General features: G+C 46.9%; 24 protein-coding genes and 1 other annotated feature. All 24 genes read right to left on the reverse strand.

Translation table 11 applies throughout. The annotated features are described in order from the left end of the window. Nucleotides 1–25: 25 nt before the first annotated feature. Nucleotides 26–481, reverse strand: coding sequence for an ACT domain-containing protein (locus ACFPRA_RS19800; protein ID WP_381438530.1), 456 nt, complete (start codon nucleotides 479–481; stop codon nucleotides 26–28). 66 nt (nucleotides 482–547) lie between these two features. Further along, on the reverse strand, nucleotides 548–1,837 hold the full coding sequence (obgE, locus tag ACFPRA_RS19805) for a GTPase ObgE (protein WP_381438532.1): 1,290 nt from the start codon (nucleotides 1,835–1,837) through the stop codon (nucleotides 548–550). 11 nt (nucleotides 1,838–1,848) lie between these two features. Beyond that, a complete protein-coding gene (locus tag ACFPRA_RS19810) occupies nucleotides 1,849–2,466 on the reverse strand; it encodes a Spo0B domain-containing protein (RefSeq protein ID WP_381438535.1) in 618 nt (205 codons plus the stop codon). Nucleotides 2,467–2,559: 93 nt separating this feature from the next. Next, complete coding sequence (gene rpmA, locus ACFPRA_RS19815) at nucleotides 2,560–2,850, reverse strand: 50S ribosomal protein L27 (protein ID WP_239391995.1); 291 nt, start codon at nucleotides 2,848–2,850, stop codon at nucleotides 2,560–2,562. A 13-nt stretch (nucleotides 2,851–2,863) separates the two neighbouring features. Beyond that, a complete protein-coding gene (locus tag ACFPRA_RS19820) occupies nucleotides 2,864–3,193 on the reverse strand; it encodes a ribosomal-processing cysteine protease Prp (RefSeq protein WP_381438538.1) in 330 nt (109 codons plus the stop codon). 6 nt (nucleotides 3,194–3,199) lie between these two features. Further along, nucleotides 3,200–3,508, reverse strand: a complete 309-nt coding sequence (rplU, locus tag ACFPRA_RS19825; protein ID WP_381438541.1) for a 50S ribosomal protein L21 — start codon at nucleotides 3,506–3,508, stop codon at nucleotides 3,200–3,202. 13 nt (nucleotides 3,509–3,521) lie between these two features. Next, nucleotides 3,522–3,595: a sequence feature (ribosomal protein L21 leader region), on the reverse strand. 50 nt (nucleotides 3,596–3,645) lie between these two features. Continuing rightward, nucleotides 3,646–4,251 carry a site-2 protease family protein gene (locus tag ACFPRA_RS19830; RefSeq protein ID WP_381438543.1) on the reverse strand — a complete coding sequence of 202 codons (606 nt, stop codon included), beginning with the start codon at nucleotides 4,249–4,251 and terminating at the stop codon, nucleotides 3,646–3,648. After that, nucleotides 4,248–4,814: a hypothetical protein gene (locus tag ACFPRA_RS19835; RefSeq protein WP_381438546.1), complete on the reverse strand. Its 567-nt coding sequence runs from the start codon at nucleotides 4,812–4,814 to the stop codon at nucleotides 4,248–4,250. The genes ACFPRA_RS19830 and ACFPRA_RS19835 overlap by 4 nt, the downstream gene beginning before the upstream one ends. Nucleotides 4,815–5,183: 369 nt before the next feature. Continuing rightward, nucleotides 5,184–5,984: a septum site-determining protein MinD gene (minD, locus tag ACFPRA_RS19840; RefSeq protein WP_239392000.1), complete on the reverse strand. Its 801-nt coding sequence runs from the start codon at nucleotides 5,982–5,984 to the stop codon at nucleotides 5,184–5,186. 1 nt (nucleotide 5,985) lies between these two features. Next, nucleotides 5,986–6,657, reverse strand: coding sequence for a septum site-determining protein MinC (gene minC, locus ACFPRA_RS19845; RefSeq protein ID WP_381438920.1), 672 nt, complete (start codon nucleotides 6,655–6,657; stop codon nucleotides 5,986–5,988). 26 nt (nucleotides 6,658–6,683) lie between these two features. Continuing rightward, nucleotides 6,684–7,208 (reverse strand): rod shape-determining protein MreD, encoded by a 525-nt coding sequence (gene mreD, locus ACFPRA_RS19850; RefSeq protein WP_381438548.1) that lies wholly within the window; start codon nucleotides 7,206–7,208, stop codon nucleotides 6,684–6,686. Then, complete coding sequence (gene mreC / locus ACFPRA_RS19855; RefSeq protein ID WP_381438550.1) at nucleotides 7,205–8,113, reverse strand: rod shape-determining protein MreC; 909 nt, start codon at nucleotides 8,111–8,113, stop codon at nucleotides 7,205–7,207. Before mreC ends, mreD begins: the two co-directional genes overlap by 4 nt. A gap of 19 nt (nucleotides 8,114–8,132) precedes the next feature. Beyond that, entirely contained in the window at nucleotides 8,133–9,149 is a 1,017-nt protein-coding gene (locus tag ACFPRA_RS19860) for a rod shape-determining protein (RefSeq protein WP_381438552.1), read from the reverse strand. A 144-nt stretch (nucleotides 9,150–9,293) separates the two neighbouring features. Continuing rightward, nucleotides 9,294–9,968, reverse strand: a complete 675-nt coding sequence (gene radC / locus ACFPRA_RS19865; protein ID WP_381438922.1) for a RadC family protein — start codon at nucleotides 9,966–9,968, stop codon at nucleotides 9,294–9,296. A 13-nt stretch (nucleotides 9,969–9,981) separates the two neighbouring features. Beyond that, entirely contained in the window at nucleotides 9,982–10,596 is a 615-nt protein-coding gene (locus tag ACFPRA_RS19870; protein WP_381438554.1) for a Maf family protein, read from the reverse strand. Between the two features lie 95 nt (nucleotides 10,597–10,691). Beyond that, nucleotides 10,692–11,339, reverse strand: a complete 648-nt coding sequence (locus ACFPRA_RS19875; protein ID WP_381438556.1) for a hypothetical protein — start codon at nucleotides 11,337–11,339, stop codon at nucleotides 10,692–10,694. 167 nt (nucleotides 11,340–11,506) lie between these two features. Continuing rightward, on the reverse strand, nucleotides 11,507–12,262 hold the full coding sequence (locus ACFPRA_RS19880; RefSeq protein WP_381438558.1) for a prepilin peptidase: 756 nt from the start codon (nucleotides 12,260–12,262) through the stop codon (nucleotides 11,507–11,509). Then, complete coding sequence (locus ACFPRA_RS19885; RefSeq protein ID WP_381438560.1) at nucleotides 12,259–12,942, reverse strand: pilus assembly protein PilO; 684 nt, start codon at nucleotides 12,940–12,942, stop codon at nucleotides 12,259–12,261. The genes ACFPRA_RS19880 and ACFPRA_RS19885 overlap by 4 nt, the downstream gene beginning before the upstream one ends. Continuing rightward, a complete protein-coding gene (locus tag ACFPRA_RS19890) occupies nucleotides 12,935–13,549 on the reverse strand; it encodes a PilN domain-containing protein (RefSeq protein WP_381438562.1) in 615 nt (204 codons plus the stop codon). The genes ACFPRA_RS19885 and ACFPRA_RS19890 overlap by 8 nt, the downstream gene beginning before the upstream one ends. Beyond that, entirely contained in the window at nucleotides 13,549–14,499 is a 951-nt protein-coding gene (gene pilM / locus ACFPRA_RS19895; protein WP_381438564.1) for a type IV pilus biogenesis protein PilM, read from the reverse strand. Before pilM ends, ACFPRA_RS19890 begins: the two co-directional genes overlap by 1 nt. Nucleotides 14,500–14,521: 22 nt before the next feature. Continuing rightward, nucleotides 14,522–14,977, reverse strand: coding sequence for a type IV pilin protein (locus ACFPRA_RS19900; protein WP_381438566.1), 456 nt, complete (start codon nucleotides 14,975–14,977; stop codon nucleotides 14,522–14,524). A gap of 128 nt (nucleotides 14,978–15,105) precedes the next feature. Next, nucleotides 15,106–16,317 carry a type II secretion system F family protein gene (locus ACFPRA_RS19905; protein ID WP_381438568.1) on the reverse strand — a complete coding sequence of 404 codons (1,212 nt, stop codon included), beginning with the start codon at nucleotides 16,315–16,317 and terminating at the stop codon, nucleotides 15,106–15,108. Between the two features lie 2 nt (nucleotides 16,318–16,319). Next, the gene (locus ACFPRA_RS19910) at nucleotides 16,320–17,357 is read right to left on the reverse strand and encodes a type IV pilus twitching motility protein PilT (protein WP_381438570.1); all 1,038 of its coding nucleotides are present in this window, start codon (nucleotides 17,355–17,357) and stop codon (nucleotides 16,320–16,322) included. Between the two features lie 11 nt (nucleotides 17,358–17,368). Continuing rightward, nucleotides 17,369–19,027 (reverse strand): GspE/PulE family protein, encoded by a 1,659-nt coding sequence (locus ACFPRA_RS19915; protein WP_381438573.1) that lies wholly within the window; start codon nucleotides 19,025–19,027, stop codon nucleotides 17,369–17,371. Between the last annotated feature and the right edge of the window lie 14 nt (nucleotides 19,028–19,041).

Genomic DNA, 19,041 nt, shown 5'->3' on the forward strand with positions numbered 1-19,041 from the left:
ATTCTTCTGATCCTCCTATTAAATATTAAATAGCGCCTGAACTAATCAATATGACAGATTCAACAAAATCAGGCACTTTCAATCTTTGTAAAAATTCTTCCATCTTGACGGGCATTTCGGTAACATCCAATGATAATGTAATGTTTGCCCGCCCTTGCACCGGGATCGTCTGATGAATTGTTAAGACATTGCATCTTGCATCCGAAATGATTTGTAGCAACACCGCAAGCGATCCTTTCCGATCTTCCATCTGAATGAAAATCGTCAGGATTCGCTCCCGGGCAATGGATTCAAATGGAAAAACAGTATCCCGGTACTTATAGAACGCACTCCGGGATAATCCTACCCTTCTTGTCGCCTCTTGTATCGTCGATTCTTCTCCGCTCGCCAAAAGCCTTTTCGCCTCCAGCATCTTCAGCATCGACTCTGTCAGCACGTCTTCCCTTACAAGGTAAAACTGCCCTTCCCCCAGTTGTTTCATAGCAGATTCCTCTTTTCTTGCACAGCATGGCATTCTTAGTCGAAGCGAATATCGGGTTTAGATTTCTCACTCGATAAAATCGAATTCAAAGTCAAGAATACGAACTGTATCCCCATCTTTTGCCCCACGCTCGCGAAGTGCATCATCCACACCCATTCCCCGCATTTGTCTTGAGAATTTACGGACGGATTGATCAAAGTTAAAGTCGGTCATCTTGAACAATCGTTCAATTGTATAGCCGGATAATACAAACGCCCCATCATCATCACGGGTAATGACAAAGTCTTCCGGTTCCGCTTCATGTTTATAAAGCACGGAATGCTCGTCTTGCTCCTTGATTTCATGGAGCGGGAATTCAGGCGTCGTTTCCAACAGATCCGCGACCGCATACAGAAGATCATCGAGCCCTTTTCTTGTCAATGCCGAAATCGGGAAGATGTGCGCATTTTCGTCATTCAATTTTTCCTTGAAGGCTTTCAAGTTCTCTTCCGCATCAGGCATATCCATTTTGTTGGCAACGATAATTTGTGGTCGTTCTGTCAAGCGTAAGTTGTATTTCTCCAATTCCTCATTGATCGTCACAAAGTCCTCGTACGGATCGCGCCCTTCCAGTCCTGACATGTCGATCACATGAATGATGACCCTTGTCCGTTCGATATGACGAAGAAACTGATGACCCAGACCTACGCCTTCATGCGCCCCTTCAATAAGTCCCGGAAGGTCCGCCAAGACAAATCCGCGGCCATCATCCGTTTCCACCATCCCTAAATTCGGGACAAGTGTAGTAAAATGGTAATCCGCGATTTTCGGTTTAGCTGCGGAAACGACAGACAGCAATGTCGATTTTCCTACACTTGGAAATCCGACAAGACCGGCATCCGCTAACACTTTCAGCTCCAGATTGATTTCCCTGGCAACGCCAGGTTCCCCTTTTTCCGATAATTCGGGAGCCGGATTTTGAGGTGTTGCGAAACGGCTATTCCCACGACCGCCACGACCTCCTCTTGCAACGACGGCCTTTTGTCCATGTTCCACAAGGTCAGCGATAATCGTTCCATCTTCCGCATCTGTCACTACGGTTCCAGGCGGGACTTTGACGACCATATCCGTAGCCCCGCGGCCATGCATGTTCTTGCTGCCACCATGCTCTCCCCGCGGTGCCTTGAAGTGGCGTTGATAGCGGAAATCCATAAGCGTCCGTAGCCCTTCATCGACAACGAATACGACGTCGGCACCTTTACCGCCATCTCCACCGGCAGGTCCACCGTATGCGATATATTTCTCACGACGGAATGCAACCATCCCATCTCCGCCATCTCCGCCTTTTACAAAAATTTTCACTTGATCGACAAACATCCATTTTCCTCCTATCGTCCACGTATCGTGAACGTCCATTGATGACTCGATAGCGCTTCCTCGACAATCATATCCCCTTCCGCTTTTGGTATGGGCTGCATGTTGGTCATGTTACCCTTTACCGTAAAGGCGATACACCAATCCGTAGCGCTAGCTCGGACCTCTACTTTCGTTTCATATTCATAGCCCGCATCCACGGCATTTACCGCTTGATCGAACACGCGCTTCAAATAAGCGACAACCGTTGCATCTTGTGTTTTCCGGGTTCCGGTCACGATATCGCATGTCATCGTTGTCGCGAAAGGGTTATAATTCCAAGCAAATGTCGTCAACCAGATTTCCGTTTCCGGTAGACCTAGTTTTTCCAACATGGACATTTGACGCATATTATCCGTCGTGTCCAATATTTTCCGCTTCGCTTCAGGAATCTTGCCGAGATCGATATATAATAAGATTAACTGAAGTTCATTTAAAAAATCATGCCTTGCAAATTTCAGTGCTTTTGCCGTTGTCAGCAACTCATTTCCCAATCTCTTCACCGCCAACTCATCATATTTACAGTATAGCACTTTGACACCTTTCTTCGCCAATTGCGAACGACTTTCCGTATGGACGAATCGCTCAGACATGTCCTTAGTTCACGATGAAAGGATTGTGCCCTTTTTATGTATGCATATAATAAAAAGGACTGCATATCCAATGCAGTCCTTTCCCGTCATATGTTACGCTTCCTGAGCTACAGGGTAAACGCTGACTTTCTTTTTGTTCCGGCCTAGACGTTCAAAACGTACGACGCCGTCAACTTTCGCGAAAAGTGTATCGTCACCACCGCGACCAACGTTTTCACCTGGGTGAATTTTCGTTCCGCGCTGACGATAAAGGATGGAACCGCCTGAAACGAATTGTCCGTCCGCACGTTTTGCACCAAGACGTTTCGCCTCGGAATCACGACCGTTTCGAGTAGAACCTACCCCTTTTTTCGATGCGAAAAACTGGAGATCCAAACGTAGCATGTTATGTCACCTCCTACTTTTTGAAAATAAGTTGTATATGTTGCCCATAGTCTTGTTCAATCGTCTGTAATGAAACAATCATCGCTTTTACGATCAGCTGGATGTCATGATCTTTTTCGTCGGCTTCCGGAAACGTGACTTTCAAATAACCGCCGTCAGAACCTTGATCGATTTGAGGCGTTTTGCCTGTCAGTGCAATGATGGCATTGACAGCCCCGAAGGATACTGCGGATGCTCCCGCACAGACAAGGTCTTTTCCGTGTTCCGCGAAATGAGCGTGGCCTGACATCTCGAACGAACGGATGCGGCCTGTCGGTTGTTCATCAATGATGACTTTGATCATGTCGGCTTACAGATTGATACCGTCGATAACGACTTTCGTGTATGGCTGACGATGACCTTGTTTTTTGTGGTAGTTCTTTTTCGGCTTGTATTTGTAAACCGTGATTTTTTTAGCGCGGCCTTGTTTCACAACTTTCGCTGTTACAGAAGCACCTTCCACGAATGGAGCGCCTACTTTCACGTCGTCTCCGCCTACGAATAGGACTTTGTCGAAAGTAACGACCTCGTCAGCTTCACCTGCAATTTTCTCGATGTAGATTTCTTGGCCTTTTTCGACTTTGACTTGTTTACCACCAGTTTCAATGATTGCGTACATACTTGCACCTCCTCTATAAACTCAGACTCGCCTTCCTAGGTGATCCACGCGGATGCTTGTACCTGATCAGTGCGGTTGCAGTAGCACGGGTGCTACAAACAATAACATTTGAATATTACCATGTAGAAAAGTTTACGTCAACTGTTTTTTTTTAATTTTGCATAGGCTTGTTCATATTTTCGAAATCGGAAGGCCGAGATGTTTTGGATAAGTAGAAAAAGCGCTAACAGCATATAGGGAACCGTTACCGGTAAACCGGACGCTAACAAAAAACAAGCCGCCAACAAGAACAGGATGGAGTGGACAAGAAAAAGTTCGCGTGTCCTGTATTCCGAACCGCCTGTTTCAAGCAGGATACACAAGACTTGTCCCCCATCGAGGGGTAGGATCGGGAGCAAATTCAATACGAGCAACGCCACTTGAATCCGGATGACGTGCTCATCACCAGGAAATGGGAACATCATCGCGCTTAGAAGGAGTATACCTGTTGCCAACGGACCGCCAAACGCGACGAAAATCCGTGCTTTTTTCGAGGCCAAATTGCGGTTGGGTATGATCAGTTCCCCACCGTAGGGCATGATCGTACAAGACCGGACACGCATTCCCGCAAAATGCGCCGCGACGAGATGTCCGGCCTCGTGAATGAGAAGGGACAGGAAAATGAGGACATACACCGATAAGCCGCCAATGGCGATCAAAAACAGGAAGAAAGGCAAAAGGACAGGGTGTAGCCTGAACTTCATCGAGCCGTTTCCACCCCTCCATTACCCGAAAGATAAGTCGGTAACAACGAGGCATCCAAATTAACCCCATCCCGCTTCACCATCAAATAGATGGCCCCCTCTTCCATCATCGCCAGCGTGTCCCCTTTTTTCACAGTCGTATACGGCAGTTTCGTAAAAGTACCGACAAATCCATACGTCACTTCATCCCCATCATCATACAACACCGTAATCGTTTTGCCGGATTCCCGAGTGAAACCCGTAAAGACAACGAGACCCGGCCCTTGCGCTTCAATCGGCAGCGGATCCGCATAAGAAACGATGACACCATTCTTATACGGCTGCATCGATTCATACAGCGTAAATGGATCCACCTCTTGTGGATCAGCTGATACGGTAATCCGTGCATCTTCAGGATCGCCAATCATCGACGCCACCCATTTCTTAATCACAACAAAGTCCTTTCCGGACGAAACGTACTGTGTTACGGGCTTCTGAATCACACCCGTCTCCTCCAACTTCGCCAAACCAAAAACACCCACCGCCACTACAAACGCCGCTATCCATTTTGTTTTCCACTTCAACCGGCTACACCACCCATTTTTTTCAGTATATGATGGCATACGAAAGAATAGTATGGGCTACGTTATTTTTTGGACATCTTATTTTGTATGTTTGGAAGACGCGATGTGATTTGTTTTTTGGGTGGATTATGGGCGTGTGGTGGTGGGTTATGAGCGTGTGAAGCTCGTTTTGAGCGCGTGGCGAGGGCTTTGATCGCTTGGAATCCTTTATGAGCGCGCGGCTGGGACTTTGATCACTTGAAGTTTACTATCTTCACTTAAAACAGATCCATGAGCGGTTGGAGGTTGATGATGCTGGCTACCAACGAAAAAATCCCCACGCACTATAACAGCGCTGGGGATTGGGATTTATTTGAATAAAGACGCTTTTCAACTTTTGACAAAGATGGATTTCAACTTTCCAAAGAATCCTCGTTTGCCAGCATCTACTGACATAAGTGGAACGGATTCACCGAGGATGCGGCGTGCGATGTTTCGATAGCCGATCGATGCTGGATTTGCCGGATCCATGACTACTGGTTCTCCTTTATTGGATGAGGTGATGACATTTTCATCATCCAATACAATGCCGAGCAAGTCGATCGATAAATGAGTTGTAATGTCGTTGACGTCAAGCGCTTCACCCGAAGCCATCAGTTGCTTTTTAATGCGATTGATGATGAGTTTAGGCGGTTCGATTTCTTCCTTTTCGAGCAATCCGATGATCCGGTCGGCATCCCGGACAGCCGAGATCTCGGGCGTCGTAACAACGATGGCACGGTCCGCGCCGGCAATCGCATTCTTATAGCCTTGTTCGATCCCTGCCGGACAATCGATCAGGATATAATCATAATCCCGTTTCAAATCCGAAATCAGCGCTTTCATCTGCTCGGCATTGACGGCATTTTTATCCGTCGTTTGCGCCGCTGGCAATAAAAAGAGCCCATCTTCAAATCGTTTATCTTTCACGAGTGCTTGTTGCACTTTGCAACGCCCTTCAATGACATCCACAAGGTCATAAATAATCCGGTTTTCTAATCCAAGAATCACATCAAGGTTTCGGAGGCCGATATCAGTGTCGACGAGACACACTTTTTTTCCTTGCAGCGCCAATGCAGTTCCAAGGTTTGCGGATGTCGTCGTTTTGCCGACACCACCTTTGCCAGATGTTATTACAATTGCTTCTCCCACACTAGCTTCCTCCTTTGAATGATGACAGACCAGGCCGTAGATTTCGAAGTTCCTGCAAACGGTCAATGGCGATAAAACCGTTCGGATGCAAATAAGCACATTCCATTTCCGGTTGTTCTGACAAAATTGTCAATTCATCCGTCATCGTTTCCATTTTATCTGCAATGATAAGATGCGTCGCTTCCAGCCACGAAGCGGCGATCACCGCTTTTGCATTGCCGTTCGCTCCGGCATGCGCAATCCCTTTCAGCCTGCCAAGAACATAGATGCTGCCCGCCGCCTCGACGCGGCCATTCGGGTTGACATCGCCTATAACGACGAGATCCCCTTCCGCTTTGACAACTTGCCCCGATCGGACGATGCCGATAAAAGTTTCGGATTGGTTTTCAAGAACTTTCCGGTTACACTCTTCCATCGTGATAACATCGCTTTGGATTTTGGACACACGAAGATTGGGTGAACCGTGTATGATATTCATAATTTCTTTTAGCTCTTCTTCACTGCAATACCGGTTGCCCGTTTGAACCTGCACTTCTGCAAGCCCTTCCAAGCCATCTTCTTCCACTTTCCTACGGAGCTCGGCAATCATATCCGAATAGGCGCATTTATCATCGAGCCGAAGAACAAGACCGTCCTTCGTGCCTTTGATTGTTACATATTGCTGTTTCGTCATTTGCGTCACCCCGAATTCACTATCTTTCACAAAGATTCACCCTGTCCCTGTAAAACTCTTTTGTAAATTAGATTTTTGAAGAACCAGCCGAACATTCCGACAAATATTGAATTCGCAATCATGGTCGGAGCAAGCCTACCGGTAATAAATTCATCAAAACCGATGGAAGTCAGTGATAGAAGACTCGCAAAAAAGTAAGAGAGCATTTCTAACACGACAATCAAAAATAAGGCAAGCATCATTGCCGTTCCAATATGGCGATGGATTTGACGAATGATCAATGCTGCGATGAAACAGATGGATGGGTAAAGAAATGCATATAATCCAATAATATCAATGTGGAACATATCATACAAGAGTCCGAGCACGATTCCATAGATGATTGCCTGCCGCCGATTGATATAGATTGCCATGAAAATGAGATAGACAATGACAAAACGCGGAACAAGCGTATACCTCTCTCCACCAATTTCAATAGGCGAGAACAAACTGAAAGCAGGCTCCAAGAAAAACAGCATGACGGCAATAAGAGGGATGACGAATCGGATCATGATCCATCCTCCCCCTCAGTGATAATCGTATAGGTTCCATCGCCATCTGTCCCATCCACTGGAACCGATGTCCGTTTGGCGATCATGACATGATCCAGCATCGCAAAATCCGCTGCCGGCCGGATATAGGCCAACTTCGTCAGTCCATAATCATCCGTTGACACTTCTGTCACTTCTCCAATCAGCAAACCTTTCGGGAAAATCCCTCCGAGCCCTGACGAGATGACTTTCTTCCCGACTTCCACATCGATGCTGGAGTCGATCCGCTTCATGATCAGTTCGCCACGCTTATGGTCATATCCTTCTATCAAACCGAAGGCCGCTTTCTTTCCGTTCTCCCCTGGAATCACAGAAGCGACGCGGAAATTGCGATTTTCCGTCGACAGCAGTTCGACAGTGGATGTGAATTTTGTAACGAGGACCACTTTGCCGATTAACCCATTTGCAGTGATAACCGCCATATTCCGCTCGATGCCATGTACTTCGCCTTTATCGATAATGATTTTTTCTTCCCACTGATCCGGGTTCCGGGAGATGACCGTCGCTTGAATCGGCTCGTATTCACGTAAGTCTTCTTTCTTACCGATAATTTCAAGCAAGCGCTCATTTTCGGATTTCACATCGATGAGCTCGGCTTGTGTAGAGGCAAATTCGCTTAGCCTTGATTTTAATTGTTTGTTTTCCTCATATGTATTCAATAGTCCATCTATATTCCCGATGATGTCCATCACGAAATGCGCCGGCTTCGAAAACAACGATTGGCCGAAGCCGACGACATCTTTTACAATTTGTTCGGGAAGCGAGGCATTGTGCCGGTCCTTGAAAGAGAATGAAATTAATGCGACGAGGACAATAACGCCCACGAGCAGTAAAATCAAACGTTTATTTGAAAAAAATCGCGGCATTGCCCGTATCCTCCCTCAATTATCTAGACTGCATTTTTTTAATCAGCTCAAAATTATCAAGTGCTTTACCTGTTCCGATCGCCACGCAATCGAGCGGATCTTCCGCAATGAAAACAGGCATATTTGTTTCGTCAGAAATGATTTTATCAAGATTTTGGAGCAACGCCCCGCCGCCCGTAAGAACAATTCCCCGTTCCATGACATCCGACGACAGTTCAGGTGGAGTCGTTTCAAGCGTTTTCTTCACGCCATCGATGATTTGTGTAATTGATTCGCGTAAAGCATCCACAATTTCGTCCGAAGAAATTTCTATCGTTTTCGGCAAGCCTGTTAATAGATCTCGACCGCGGATTTCCATTTTCTCAGACTTCGCTGTCGCTTTAGCGGAGCCGATTTCAATTTTAATCGCTTCTGCTGTCCGTTCACCGATTGTGAGATTATAAGTTTTACGAATATACGTAATGATCGCATGATCCATCGTGTCACCGCCGACACGGATCGATTCGCTCGTGACAATACCGCCAAGTGAAATGACAGCGACCTCTGTCGTACCCCCACCTATATCGACGACCATGCTCCCAGTAGGTTCCCAGACTGGAAGATTTGCACCAATGGCAGCCGCGAATGGCTCTTCAATCGTAAATGCATCTCTCGCTCCCGCTTGACGGGATGCATCCGTTACCGCACGTTGTTCAACCGACGTAATACCGTATGGTACACAGATCATCACATTCGGCTTTTTAAATGAGCCGCCGGCCGCTTTCATAGCTTCTTTCATATAATGTTCAATCATTGCCGTCGTGATTTCAAAGTCTGCAATGACGCCATCTTTCATTGGCCGTGTTGCTACAATCGAACCCGGAGTACGACCGATCATATTTTTCGCCGCACTACCGACTGCGACAATTTCGCCCGTATGTGTGTTTTTAGCTACGACGGAAGGCTCTCTCAGGACGATGCCCTTCCCTTTAATGAACACTAATGTATTTGCTGTGCCGAGGTCAATCCCGACATCTCTCGATCCTAATCCAAACAAGATAGTTCTTCCTTTCTCCATAACCGCTCAATTACGGCCTTCATCAAATCATACAACATAGTATAACGGAAAGAAGAACAAAATTACAGTATCACCTATATACTCATTTATTTTTCATGCCATTCGACGTATGATTTCAGAATATTAAATGTACCCTTTCTCTTTTAAACTAATGAACTTATGGTCTCCGATGATCAAATGATCCAATAGCTCGATACCCATGATCAAGCCCGCCTCTATCAATCGTTTCGTCACTTCGATGTCTTCCGGAGATGGTGAGGGATTGCCGGAGGGATGATTATGCGCAACGACAATGGAGGCGGCAGAGCGTTTGACTGCTTCGCGAAAAATTTCCCTGGGATGGACGATACTGGAATTCAAACTTCCAATAAAAACCGTTTGCTTGTGCAATACTTCATTTTTGACATTCAAAAAAAGAACCACGAAATGTTCCTGGCTCAATGAAGTCATATCTGTCATTAAATAAGCGGCGGCATCTTCCGGAGATCTGATGGTGTATTTCTCCAAGGTATTCTTCCGATAAAGCCGCTTTCCGATTTCCACTGCCGCTAAAATTTGAACGGCCTTCGCTTTGCCAATCCCTTTAACGGCTACCAATTCTTCGATCGTCGCATCTTTCAAATCCTGTATTTTATCGAACGAAGTAAGAAGACGGTTCGCCAGTATAAGAACCGACTCCTCTTTCGTCCCGGTACGTAGAAGTATGGCAATCAGTTCCTGATTGGATAAGCTTCCCGCACCTTGCGCCATCAATCTTTCACGCGGCCTGTCCGCAATGTGGACATCACGAATCATCATGTTCGAGTGAAGTTCAGTGATCAACGGACGCTTCACCTGCTTCCAATGCAATCCATCCTTGTCCACGCAACCATTCGGTCAGCTTGGCAATCGGCAAGCCCACTACGTTATAATAATCACCTTCTATTTTTTCGACAAGCAGTGCACCAGCCGTTTGAATTCCGTAAGCGCCTGCCTTGTCCATCGGATCGCCAGAAGCGATATAGGCATCCAGTAGCCGATCGTCGAGTGTCCGAAAAGATACTTGCGTTTCCGCTGAAAAAACATGGATTTCTCCATCCACAGCGACACAGACACCCGTAATCACTTGATGTGTCTTGCCCGAAAAAGTTTGTAAAAACGCCTTCGCCTGTTCATGGTCGGCCGGCTTCGGATACACTTTCCCTTCATGTACAACAATTGTATCGGCCCCGATGACAATATGTCCCTCATACCGCTGCGCAACCGCCTCCGTTTTTCGCAAAGCGAGCCCTTCAGCATAGGCAGTAAAATCACCATTTTCCACTTCCATCTCTTCCGAAACATCACTTGGTACAACCGTAAACGGTAAACCGAGCAATTGGAGCAGTTCTTGCCGACGCGGTGAAGCGGATGCCAAAATGATCGGTTTCACACTGCTAAAATTCATGTTGCATTCCTCCTTTCCTCCATCATACCGGATCATGAGGAATGTGAAAATTGTTCCGAAATCGCCATAATTTCAATTCGGAGCATCTCCTGTCGTTAAAATGTAATTTTCACACAGTTGTCCGGAGAAGAATAATGGGATAACAGATGAAGTTTCACCACATGCAAATCATCCGAAAACGCCGTAATGGCGGTAATATTCTTTTTGAACTCCTGCACTTTCTCATCAGCGCTTTCACCATCTTGAACAGTCGCCAAATTTTTAATTTGACTCATTTCTGTTCCATTCAACACTTCCCACAATTTACCGGCACCATCCGCGCCACAAGCAGCTAGTTCGGCAGTGAACGCTTTGCGGAAAGTACCTTCGCTCTCGCTCGGGTCAATATCGCTTTCCCGCAAGCCGACTGCTGTCCAAACATAATATTGTCCACCGACTTGCATGACGGCCGCTTTCGCCAAGGACGGATCTTCCGCGATAAATTGAGATGCCGCGTCCGCGGACGTAAAGACACCATGCTGTTTCGCAAACAAGCGGACAGGCTTTTCAGCGTCCGGCGCTGAAACTTGAGCGGGGGCCGGACCAGCAGTCGGCACTTCCTCACTGTCGGCCACAGAGCCATCCTTCCCTTTCATCCCCATAAGCAATAAGCCGATGACGGCAACTCCCGCAACCCCGATCAAGACCCCGTGGAGCATCGCCATGAGGACTGTCACTTTCGAATAACGTCTTCCGAATTTCATTGCTGACCACCCCGTTTTCTATCTAGCTTTCACACCCGGATGCGGAAGCAAACCGATTGACCATCCTCTATTTCCCTTCCAGGCGCTACGCTTTTCCTATAACCGTAACAGAGTGGACATGAAAAAGAACAAGACGTCTGTCGCCTTGTCCAAAGAAATTTTTCGACTCAAAAAAGTAAATTGCCATACCATCCGACAAGATCGGCACCCCAGAAATAGGCGATGACAGCTGCTACAGCAATCGATGGACCGAATGCGACCGGGGTCTTGCGCCCTTGTCCAGTGCGTTTCAATACAATCACCCCTACAATTGAACCAATGAGCGCAGCTAAAAATAAGGTGACGAGCGTTTGCATTGTCCCGAGCACGAGACCGATGACGAAAAACAATTTAATATCCCCGCCGCCCATGCCGCCCTTCGATACAACTGCAATGAGAAACAAGACCAGAAAGCCCACAACAGCCCCTACAATGCTGTCCCACCATGGCTCCAACGGAATGAACAGCCGAACGACAAACAGCAGCACAGCGAACGGCAGCAGCACTTTATCGGGGATGAGCATATATGCAATATCCGACACCGTAATGATGACAAGAAGGGACATGAAGAGGAGAGATACAACCAGCTCCGCGGAAAATCCAAGCTGATAGTATGACAAGGCAAATAAGCCCCCAGTCACAAATTCCATAAATGGATACAGCGGACTGATTTTCGACCCGCATCCCCTGCATTTCCCTTTCAAGAAAACATACGAAAAAATCGGGACGAGATCGAGGGCTCCTAATTTTCGGTTACAAGTCGGGCAATGGGAAGGCGGCGAAACGATCGACTCCTTTTTCGGCACACGCAATCCGACAACGTTGAAAAAGGAGCCTAAGACGATGCCGTAAAGAAAAAATAATACTAAATAGAAGATGGTCATGAATCAGTCCCCCTTTTTATACCCTCATTGAATGGCGTTGGATCGTATTTCCCTTCGGAAGGAGGTGCATCGATTTTCGGGACTTCGTGCTGCAAGTCTACGAGATCCGGGCGATAAAATGCACTAAATGTAATAGTCATTTCCATAGAATCCTCATTTGTCGAATCGTTACGTATCTCTTCCGGTGCCGTGAAGCGTATAGCATCTACGATAAAAATCCGGTCCATCCGTTCAATTTCTTCGATAAATCGCTCTACCTCCAAATAGGAATCCGCTTCTATATACACTTCTGTCGAGAGCCGATGAACGTACTCGACTTGATCAGGTGCATTTGGTAAAACGAATTCCTCCTGAGTAAAACGGATGTCGTGAACGGCACTTCCCGATTTAATTTCAGCTTTGGAGATTTCCAGTAAAACCGCCTCTTCCAGTGGTTTGACCGGCAGTTTACGCTGTAAGGGCAGCGAGCTGGCGGTATCTGTTTTATCGCTTGCCGCTTGTTGTTTTCGAAGGGCGAACAACACTTCCCGTTCATTCGACATCATCTGTTTCATTTGCCCATTTTGCTCTTTCACCGGGGCGTATAAGTTGAAATAGGTATAAGCCGAAAGGGCAAGGAAGAAAACGGAAGAAAGAAAGACAAGAATCATTTCTTTTTGGCGTTTGGTCAAACTAGTCATCCAACACCCCTCCTTCTTCCGTTTCTTCACTTACAGCCTCTTCCGTAATGGACCGATCGTCGACAAATTCAAGTGAATAGGTTGCGATATAACGCGGCAATAGATCTGCGGTATTTTCCTCCTCAGAATCATCTGCAACGGTTACCGCTTCCAATGTAACGTCCGAAACGGAAGGGGTCGATTCCAATCTCGCAAAGTAATAAGCAGCATCCGCCTTCGTATCGAATTGGACAACAACCGTCGCCAGATGAGGACTTGTAAAATCAAAAGATTGGAAAAAACCACGTTTCGGCAACAGTCGGATCAAATCATGCAATAACGGAACCGTATCATATTGGTAAGCTTCCGCCCATTCGACAGTGAGCATGAGCTGTTTTTTCGAGTCCTCCGATTCAGTGCGGTGGATATCCGATCGTATCGCTTCCTGACTCGCTTGTACGGATTCCAGCTGGCGCTCCAACGTTACCGTCTCTTTTGAAAGATTATTCGTGATCATGAATAAAACAACCCAAAAAAGAACAGCTGCACCGATTATTGCCAGTGCAGCCACAAGAAGCGAAGAGCGCTCCCTCTCTTTTTCGGGCAATAGATTGATATCGACTAACATCACTTCACCTCTTTTAGCGCTAGCCCGATCGTCCGATTAAATCTTGCCGGAACGACATCGCCGGTCGCGAGTTGCAAAGGTTCTTTCAACAGCGGCATCGCCTCGATCGACAGCTGTCCTCGGATGAGGGTGAGTAATTCATTCAGGCTCGCATACTCTCCATTAACGAACAGATGAGTGATGCCTGCGGACCCATTCCACAGATTATAGCGGTAAAAATTAATCAGCTTTTCCAGCTCCATCACGATCGTCGTTGGGGTTACACGCTGTTCCTGTATCGTGGTCACAACGGCCAAATCCGCCGAATTTTCCAGTTCCACAGGTCGCATGAACAGTGGATAATGCGCATGAAAAATAGAGACGGTCAGCTTGTCCTCGCTTAAATCCGCAAGCAGGACATGCTCTTCTCCTGTTAAATTATACTGGGTGAAGGCAAGTCGATACAAGGCAAGCGGTGCAATATCTGCAATGGTAGGATCCAATTTCACGTCTTTCAACACATCTTCATAACGGTTCAAGACACTTTCCTTCGATGCGATAAGGATCGCTTCATTCGTTTCTGTATTCGGTATGTATGGCACAACATCAAAGACAGGATCATCAAAAGGCAAATAGAGCGTCGATCCAATTTCGATGAAAAAATGCCCTTTCAATTCATCTTCTAATAGATTATCGGGATACGGCACTTTACGGATAATGACATATTGATCCGGGGCGAGGAACTGGACGGAGCGTCTGGCAATCCCCCACTCCTTCACAACCCCGTCCAAAATCGCCGCAAGTGTCTCTGCATCAACAATCTTCCCCTCGACAACAACACCCGGAGGAAGGGGCACTTCCTCCGCAACATCGACAACGAGTGGATCCAGCGATTTCAAGCGGACAAACCGGATCGCCTCTTCTTCAATTGTCAAAGATGCCGTACGCTTGCTGCGGGTGAATAGGGACATGGGGTCAACTCCTTAAACTTTATTATCTGGTAATCTCAACTATCGTTCCATTTCCTGTTTTCACATCAGCATCGGTAATATTGGCATTTGTCGCATTTAAAAATTTCACTTTAGTATCAGTACCGTTTACGGCAGTTCCACTTATCATATTCCCTGCACCATTTTTACCTTTTGCCACAGTTGCAGAAGTTGCACCAGTAGTAGCAAACCCACCCGCATCTTCCAAGAAACCTTCGGAAATAAGGGTTGCTTGGGTAACCGTAGCTTCAGTATTATTTTCTATAAAATACAAACTTGCCGCTGCTAAAACACTTTGACCATCTGCCTTCAATGCATTGACCTTTGAGTTTGTAACAATATTCCCAATCGAAGGCACCGCAATCGCCGCAATAATCCCCAAAATGACAATAACCGCCAATAGCTCGACGAGTGTCAATCCTTTTTCATTTTTCAATCGTTTTTGTAACCATTTTTTCAATTTCTTTTCCTCCTAATTATTTATTATTTCTATCAGTCTTTCAACTTAATTATACCTAATCTGTTGAAATATGAAACTAGTAAGGGTTAAAACTTTACGTATTTTTTACTATAAATTGAAATTTTCCCTTACAATCCGTCTATATCATTAAAGATTTCGAACATCGGAATCAAAATAGAAAGGACTATAGTCCCTACCAACCCTGCCAAAAGGACAATCATTAAAGGCTCAATGAGGGCTTTTAATCGTTCGGTTGCGGCTTCCACTTCTTTTTCGTAGAAATCGGCGACTTTTGCCAGCATGGCATCCAATGACCCGGTTTGTTCCCCAATAGCGATCATATGAGGAATGAGCGGCGGAAAAGCCCAATGCCCATGCATCGGCTCCGTCAACGACCCACCCCGCTCCAATGAGTTTCTCGATTTAGCAATGACCCGTGAAATGACTTCGTTTTCCACGACTTTCTCCGTCATCGTCATCGCCTGCAAAATCGGGACCGAGCTGGAGAACAATGAACTCAATGTCCTTGTCATCGTTGCGAGAACGGACTTTTTCATAATGTCACCGAAGATCGGAAGCCGTAATAGAAAACGATCCACCAAATATTTACCGTCCCGATTTCTCCGCAATATCCAAATACCAGTGACAATAAGACCTACCAAAATGATAAGTACATACCAATAGTGCAGTGCAAAATCACTGGCATTTATAACAAAGCGTGTCAACCAAGGCAGCTCCCCTCCGAAACTGGCAAACATATCGACAAACATCGGGACGATCGTCGTCAATAAAAAGATGACAACGCCGATAGACAGCACCCCGACAACGATCGGATAGGACAATGCAGAGACGACTTTCTGTCTCAACAGATGGGCTTTTTCAAAATGTTCGGCAAGGCGATCGAGAGAATCATCGATTGTCCCTGACATTTCACCCGCCCGGATTAAGTTGACGACGAGCGGCTCGAACACATTCGGGTGTTTCGAAAATGCTTCCGATAACGATCCACCGACCCGCAGATCATCGTGAACTGTAACGAGGATCCGCTTAAAAGGCTTCGATTCCACTTGCAAAGAAAGGATCCGAATCGCATCAAGGATCGTCACGCCTGCCCGCAACAACGTGGAAAATTGCCGTAAAAACATGATGAACTGATCCCGCTTCACCGGTTTTCCGATGACGATCTCTTTTGTCCATGTCGTTTCCGCCTGTTCCGTCAAATTCTTCACACGGATGCCTTGGCTTTTTAGTTTCATCGCCGCTTCCCGTTTATCCGTCGCAACGATGACACCGGTTCTGCTGGAGCGGGCATCTCGTCCTTCATATTTGTATCTGGCCATTGTCAGTCAACACCTTCGAGGTATGGTCTAGCTGTCTCATACGTGATGACCTCTTGATCAAGAAAGCTCTGAACAGAGGAAGCCATCATGTGCATCCCAGCAGCACGGTTCGTCTGGATAACATTCGGAATCTGGTGCACTTTTTCACTTCGAATTAAGTTGGAAATGGCCGCATTGTTAATCATCAATTCGGTTGCCGCTCTTCTTCCTTGCCGATCCGCCGTCTGGAAAAGACGCTGAGAGACGACCGCAGTTAAGACGCCCGCAAGTTGGACGCGGATTTGCGATTGCTGCCCATGTGGAAAAACATCGATGATTCGGTCAATCGTAGAGGCGGCGCTCCACGTATGTAATGTCGCTAAAACGAGATGGCCCGTTTCCGCTGCCGTAATCGCTGTTGAAATCGTCTCCAGATCCCGCATTTCCCCGACAAGAATGACATCGGGGTCCTGCCGGAGCGCAGCACGCAAGCCGTCTGCGAAGGAATGCGTATCGAAGCCGATTTCACGCTGATCGATGATGGATTTGCCATGATGATGCATGTACTCGATCGGATCTTCCAATGTAATGATATGCTTCCGCATCGTTTCGTTCATATAGTGGATCATCGAAGCAAGCGTCGTCGATTTCCCGGAACCTGTAGGCCCCGTTACGAGAATGAGCCCTTGCGGTGTTGCGGCTAATGATTTCAATGTTTCAGGCAATTGCAGATCGTCAATCGTCGGAATAATTGTCGGAATCGTCCGGAAAGCGAGCGACACGGCTCCACGTTGTTGAAACGCGTTTACCCGGAAGCGGGCGGCTCCTTGCACTTCATAGGAATAGTCGATTTGACCTTGCGCAACGAAATCTGGATACATTTTTTCAGGGATCGTCCACTCGGCGACCACTTCCGTGAATGCGGCATCAACCATCTCCTCCCCATACCGCTTCAATTCCCCGTGGATGCGAAATATCGGCGGCACGCCTACTGTCAAGTGGACGTCTGACGCTTTCAGTTGGAACGCTGCAAAAAGTAGCTCATCAATCTTCTTTTTCATCTACAAAACCCCTATTCGATCAATGCGACGCGCAATACTTCTTCTGTCGTCGTAATCCCTTGTTTCACTTTCAATAAGCCATCATCAATCAAAAACACCGTCTTATTACGGATGGCGATTTCCCTCAAATCTGCCGAGGAGCCACCATTATGAATGACTTCCCGCATCGCATCATCCAACACAAGTATTTCATGAATCGCTATCCGTCCGCGGTATCCCGTCATATTGCACGCGGGACAGCCTTTCCCGCGAATGACTTTCTCAATGGCGAGACCCCGTTTAGCAAAAATCTCCTTTTCACGCCCAGATGCTTCCATCTCGCGTCCACAGTCACGGCACACCCGGCGAATCAACCTTTGGGCGATAACCGCATTCAAGGAAGATGTGACGAGAAATGGTTCGACACCCATATCCAATAATCTCGTAACGGATGCAATCGAATCATTCGTATGAATCGTGCTGAGCACGAGATGCCCTGTCAACGATGCCCGGATGGCGATTTCCACCGTTTCCCGATCGCGGATTTCCCCGACCATGACTACATCGGGGTCCTGTCTCAATATTGCCCGCAGGCCTGCCGCGAAAGTCAATCCGACATTCGGGTTCACTTGTATTTGATTGACCCCTTCGAGCTGGTATTCTACCGGATCTTCAACCGTGATAATATTCACTTCTTCTTGATTCAACTGATTGAGTGCCGCGTAAAGCGTTGAAGATTTCCCTGAACCGGTCGGACCGGAAATGAGGACGATGCCATTCGGCTTTCCGATCTGCTCTTGGAACCGTTGCAAATTGAGCCGGTTAAAACCGAGCTTCGTCATATCATTCAAGGAACTGCTCAGATCGAGAATACGCATGACGATCTTCTCGCCGAAAACCGTCGGCAATGTCGACACACGCAAGTCGATCGGCCGGAAATCGACTTGTGTTTTAATGCGGCCGTCCTGCGGTACACGATGTTCCGTAATATCGAGATTAGCCATGATCTTGATACGCGCCCCGATCATCCCTTGCATATGCTTCGGCAAAAACCGTTCTGTCTTCAACAGACCATCGATTCGAAAGCGGATGACAACCTGATGCTCTTGCGGATCGAAATGGATATCACTCGCTTTTTGGGTAATTGCCGATGCCATGAGCTGGTTGACCAAACGCACAACCGGCGAATCCAGATCTGTCAATTCATCTTGCGGCTCTGCCTGATTCGTTGTCTGTTCGATGAAAAGCTCGTCAAACGACTCTTCATCATAGTATTTGGAAATCGTCCGCAAAATATCATCTTTGGACGCAATGGCCGTTTCGATATGGAAGCCTGTTGAGAGACGCAAATCATCAACGGTTATATAATCCATCGGATCGGACATCGCCACAAACAATCGATCGCCTTCCACTTTCAACGGCACGAGTAAATTCCGTTTCGCGAATTCCTTCGGCACGATGTTGAACAGCTTCGGATCGAAAGGATATCTAAACAGATTGACATGCGGAATCCCTAACTGGAACTCCAGCACTTCGATCAATTGCTGTTCTGTAATATACCCACGTTGTAGCAGTAAATCACCTAGTTTCTGATCACGCGGTTTGTCTGCAAGCGCCGATTGGAGCTGTGCATCCGTTATCAAACCCGACTCGACAAGCAAATCGCCAAGCCTTTTTCGTGTTGTCGACAACGCGCATCCCCCCT

It is taken from the genome of Sporosarcina soli, assembly GCF_042655805.1.
In the GTDB taxonomy this organism is placed as follows: domain Bacteria; phylum Bacillota; class Bacilli; order Bacillales_A; family Planococcaceae; genus Sporosarcina; species Sporosarcina soli.